Origin of the sequence: Synechococcus sp. R55.2 (genome assembly GCF_047462075.1) — a bacterium.
In the GTDB taxonomy this organism is placed as follows: Bacteria; Cyanobacteriota; Cyanobacteriia; order Thermostichales; family Thermostichaceae; genus Thermostichus.
On record NZ_JANSIH010000347.1, the window covers coordinates 1 to 3,498 of the forward strand.

Here is a 3,498-nt window from a genome sequence, read left to right on the forward strand (position 1 = left end):
CCTCTGCTGCTTCATCCCTGCTCTCCAAAGGATCTTTGCCAAGGTAGCATCCTACTCCGTCCCGCCTCCGCCGGGGTTGTTGCTATGGGCAGGGGAACCGCGACGTAGAAGAGTTCTGGCCCGGAACCGGCTAAGGACTCCGTCCCGCTAGCGCGAACAGCTACACTGAAAAGCCGATGACCTCCTCTTCGGCAAACCTCCATGGCCAGGATCAACGACCACTTCCTCAAGCTCAAGACCGGCTATCTCTTTCCCGAGATCGCCCGGCGGGTGCAGGCTTTTGCCACCGCCCATCCCGAAGCTCAAATTATCAAAATGGGCATTGGCGATGTCACCGAGCCGCTGCCGGAAGCCTGTCGGACAGCCATGATCCGGGCGGTGGAAGAGATGGGGGAACGGGCCACCTTCCGCGGCTATGGGCCAGAACAAGGCTATGAGTGGCTGCGCCAGGCCATTGCCCAGCACGACTTCCAAGCTCGCAACTGCGATATCGATGCTTCCGAGATCTTCGTCTCCGATGGCTCCAAGTGCGACTGCGGCAACATCCTGGATATCCTCGGCCACGACAACACCATTGCCATCACGGATCCCGTCTATCCGGTTTATGTGGACACCAACGTGATGGCGGGCCATACAGGGCCAGCCAACGAACGCGGCGAATATGAGGGCCTAGTCTATCTGCCCATCACCGCCGAAAATCACTTCACCGCCAGCCTGCCCAGCCAAAAGGTGGATGTGATCTACCTCTGCTTCCCCAATAACCCCACAGGTGCAGTGGCCACGCGGGAGCATCTGCAGAACTGGGTGGACTATGCCCGTGCCCACAACTCCTTGATCCTGTTCGACGCCGCCTACGAAGCTTACATCACCGAGCCTGGGATCCCCCACTCCATCTACGAGATTCCGGGGGCGCGGGAATGCGCTATTGAGTTCCGCTCCTTTTCCAAAACCGCTGGGTTTACCGGCACCCGCTGCGCCTTTACGGTAGTGCCCAAGTCTGTGCGGGGGCAAGCTGCCGATGGATCCTGGGTGGATCTGTGGAGCTTGTGGTATCGCCGCCAATCCACCAAGTTCAACGGGGTGTCCTACATTGTGCAACGAGGGGCAGAGGCAGTTTATTCCGAAGCGGGGCAGGCGCAGGTGCGAGGTCTGGTGCAGTTTTACCTGGAAAATGCCCGCATCATTCGCGAGCAATTGGCCGAGGTGGGGATCCAAGTCTATGGCGGCGTGAATGCCCCCTACGTCTGGGTGAAAACACCCGCTGGGCTGAGCAGTTGGGAGTTTTTCGACAAGCTGTTGCACACCTGCCATGTGGTGGGTACCCCCGGCTCTGGCTTCGGCAGCGCCGGAGAGGGCTATCTGCGCCTGTCAGCTTTCAACAGCCGCGCCAACGTGGAAGAGGCGATGCGCCGCATCGGCAGCGTGTTTGCGGGGGCTGGAGCCGTTGGTTAATTGAGTCTTGACCCAGAGGGCGAGGATTCTTTCAAGCGCTCCCCGCCGCCAGAGGCGAACAGCTTGGGCCCGACAGGAAAGATGACGAACCAGTCGGCGATACCGCCGCGAACCCTTTTGCCTGCAACGCAGCAACTGGGCCAGCTTCCCCTTCGACTTTCCGGGTACTGCCGCTTCGACTGCAGCTCCTGACCGTTAGCGATGAAGATATCCATACCCTCATGGGCAGTGGCCAGGTGAACTTTGCCCAAATCCACCCCATTTCCACCAGAACGGGTGTGTTCTGGGGCCAAGGTATCACCCTTTCCCATTGGGCAGATAGAGTTTGCAGCAGCCCAGCAAAAAGCTGCCCTGATCGCGTCAGCAGGTCGTATCTTGGTCGGCCAGTTCTGGCGAAAGCCTTTCACAAAGCAGGCCGTAGGTCTTTTGCCTGGATCCCTAGACCGGCAGCGGGGCTTTGCGCCAAGCCTTGGGCTGCTGGAACCTGTGCAGATCTCGGATCAGCCGCACCCAGCTATCGGACATGGACTCCACCAAAACTTTGCCTTTCTCCGGCGTGGCGGCAGTGGCATCGCCCAAAACTCCGCTCTGGGTGAGGTCGCGAGTTGCCCAAGCGAAAGGGATCCGCCCTTCCATGCTGAGCAAGCTGTTTTCCGGCAGATCGTGGGGATATTCGCAGACCAATCGGTCGGTTCGCACCGTATCGGGCAAAAGGTGCATCAGCATACTGGTCTCCCCATCGCCGGCGTGAATACCCAATTCCCGCTCTTTCTCGGTAAACAGCTCTCGCCCTTCGTGGGGAACCCGCCAGACGGACACCGGGAACAGCATGAAATCTTCATACTTCTGGTGAAGATCGCGGGCGACAATCTCCAGCACCTGTGGCTGGCCGCCGTGGGAATTGAGGAATACCAGCTTGCGAAACCCAGCTCGGTAGATGCTCTCTGCCACTTCCGTCAGCACCGCCATCAGGGTTTGGGCCGAGAGGGTAATGGTGCCGGGGAAATGCCAGTGCTCGTTGGCTTTGCCGTAGCATTGGGTGGGCAAAACATAGGCCGGGATCTCAGGCTCCAGCTTCTCCATGGCGCGCCCGATGACCGCCGTGCCGATGCAGGCATCCACCACCAGGGGCAGGTGGGGCCCGTGTTGCTCAATCGAGGCAACCGGCTGGATGATCACCACGTTCTCTTTATCGGGCATGGCCTGGATCTCTGTCCAGGTCAGGTAGGGGAAAAAGCGGTGGGGCGGGACAAAAGTGTGCATCATGGCGGGATCCGTCCAAGTCTGATCAGAAAGCTACCTAGCACCATGCCACAAGATCGGGTTCACGAAATGTCCGCAAAGACGGGATCCCCGGCCAACCCGCCTGCCAAAGAAAAGTAAGGAGGCCATCGATTAGGATCAGTACAGTCCATATCGTCTTCAGTTAACGATTGCATGACCCTGTTGCCTCGTTTGCCCGCCCGATGTGGCTCTGTGGAGAATATCCCTTCCAGAAGCCGCCCTTTGCCTGCCCCGGTGGAGGTGGGCAGCACTCCACCCTCACCCCGTCCCATCCTCGCCCTGCCAGGGCCGCAAGCCACCCTCTATGTGGAGCTGATTCAGGCTTCTCTCCACAATCTTGCGGCGGGATCCCCAGCATTGCTCTGGGTGCGACCTCTCTTGCTCAGGCAGGGATCCCAAGTCTTGAACCTGCGGGCCACCTCGGATTTGCTCTGGCCTGCTGCCGGCTTTGTCCCGGCCTATGCGGAGGAGGTGTTGCCCCTTTTGGAGCAGGCAAGGGATCCCGCTCCCCACGAGCCCTCTGCCCGACAGCAGTTGCAGGCATTTCTGCGGCAAGTCTGGCGAGGCTAGGCTGCCCCGGAATGGCCAAGGGAGGCGGCCAACCTTTGCAAAGCCGATGCCAACATCGCTAGAGCCGCGTCAATTTCTGCCGGGGTGACGATCAAGGGGGGCACCAAGCGCACCACCTGGGATGTGTGTCTTTTAGACATCGGGCGCTGCCGCCGATTAGGGAGGTGTTGAGGTGGTGGGTGGGCGGATAAT

At 59.8% G+C, this 3,498-nt stretch carries 5 protein-coding genes; 2 read left to right on the forward strand and 3 right to left on the reverse strand.

Going from position 1 to position 3,498, the window contains the following annotated elements:
• The first annotated feature begins 201 nt into the window (after positions 1 to 201).
• On the forward strand, positions 202 to 1,452 hold the full coding sequence (locus NW838_RS11120; RefSeq protein WP_414428054.1) for an LL-diaminopimelate aminotransferase: 1,251 nt from the start codon (positions 202 to 204) through the stop codon (positions 1,450 to 1,452).
• Here the strand turns inward: NW838_RS11120 and NW838_RS11125 are convergent.
• Positions 1,449 to 1,745 carry a hypothetical protein gene (locus NW838_RS11125; RefSeq protein WP_148202718.1) on the reverse strand — a complete coding sequence of 99 codons (297 nt, stop codon included), beginning with the start codon at positions 1,743 to 1,745 and terminating at the stop codon, positions 1,449 to 1,451. The two genes, NW838_RS11120 and NW838_RS11125, sit on opposite strands and share 4 nt — an antisense overlap.
• A 145-nt stretch (positions 1,746 to 1,890) precedes the next feature.
• Positions 1,891 to 2,715, reverse strand: a complete 825-nt coding sequence (locus NW838_RS11130; protein WP_414355886.1) for a creatininase family protein — start codon at positions 2,713 to 2,715, stop codon at positions 1,891 to 1,893.
• Between the two features lie 174 nt (positions 2,716 to 2,889).
• Between NW838_RS11130 and NW838_RS11135 the strand changes: the two genes are divergently transcribed.
• On the forward strand, positions 2,890 to 3,306 hold the full coding sequence (locus tag NW838_RS11135) for a hypothetical protein (protein WP_414355847.1): 417 nt from the start codon (positions 2,890 to 2,892) through the stop codon (positions 3,304 to 3,306).
• On the opposite strand, the gene NW838_RS11140 is transcribed toward NW838_RS11135, so the two are convergent.
• Positions 3,303 to 3,446, reverse strand: coding sequence for a hypothetical protein (locus NW838_RS11140; RefSeq protein ID WP_414428055.1), 144 nt, complete (start codon positions 3,444 to 3,446; stop codon positions 3,303 to 3,305). The genes NW838_RS11135 and NW838_RS11140 overlap by 4 nt on opposite strands.
• Between the last annotated feature and the right edge of the window lie 52 nt (positions 3,447 to 3,498).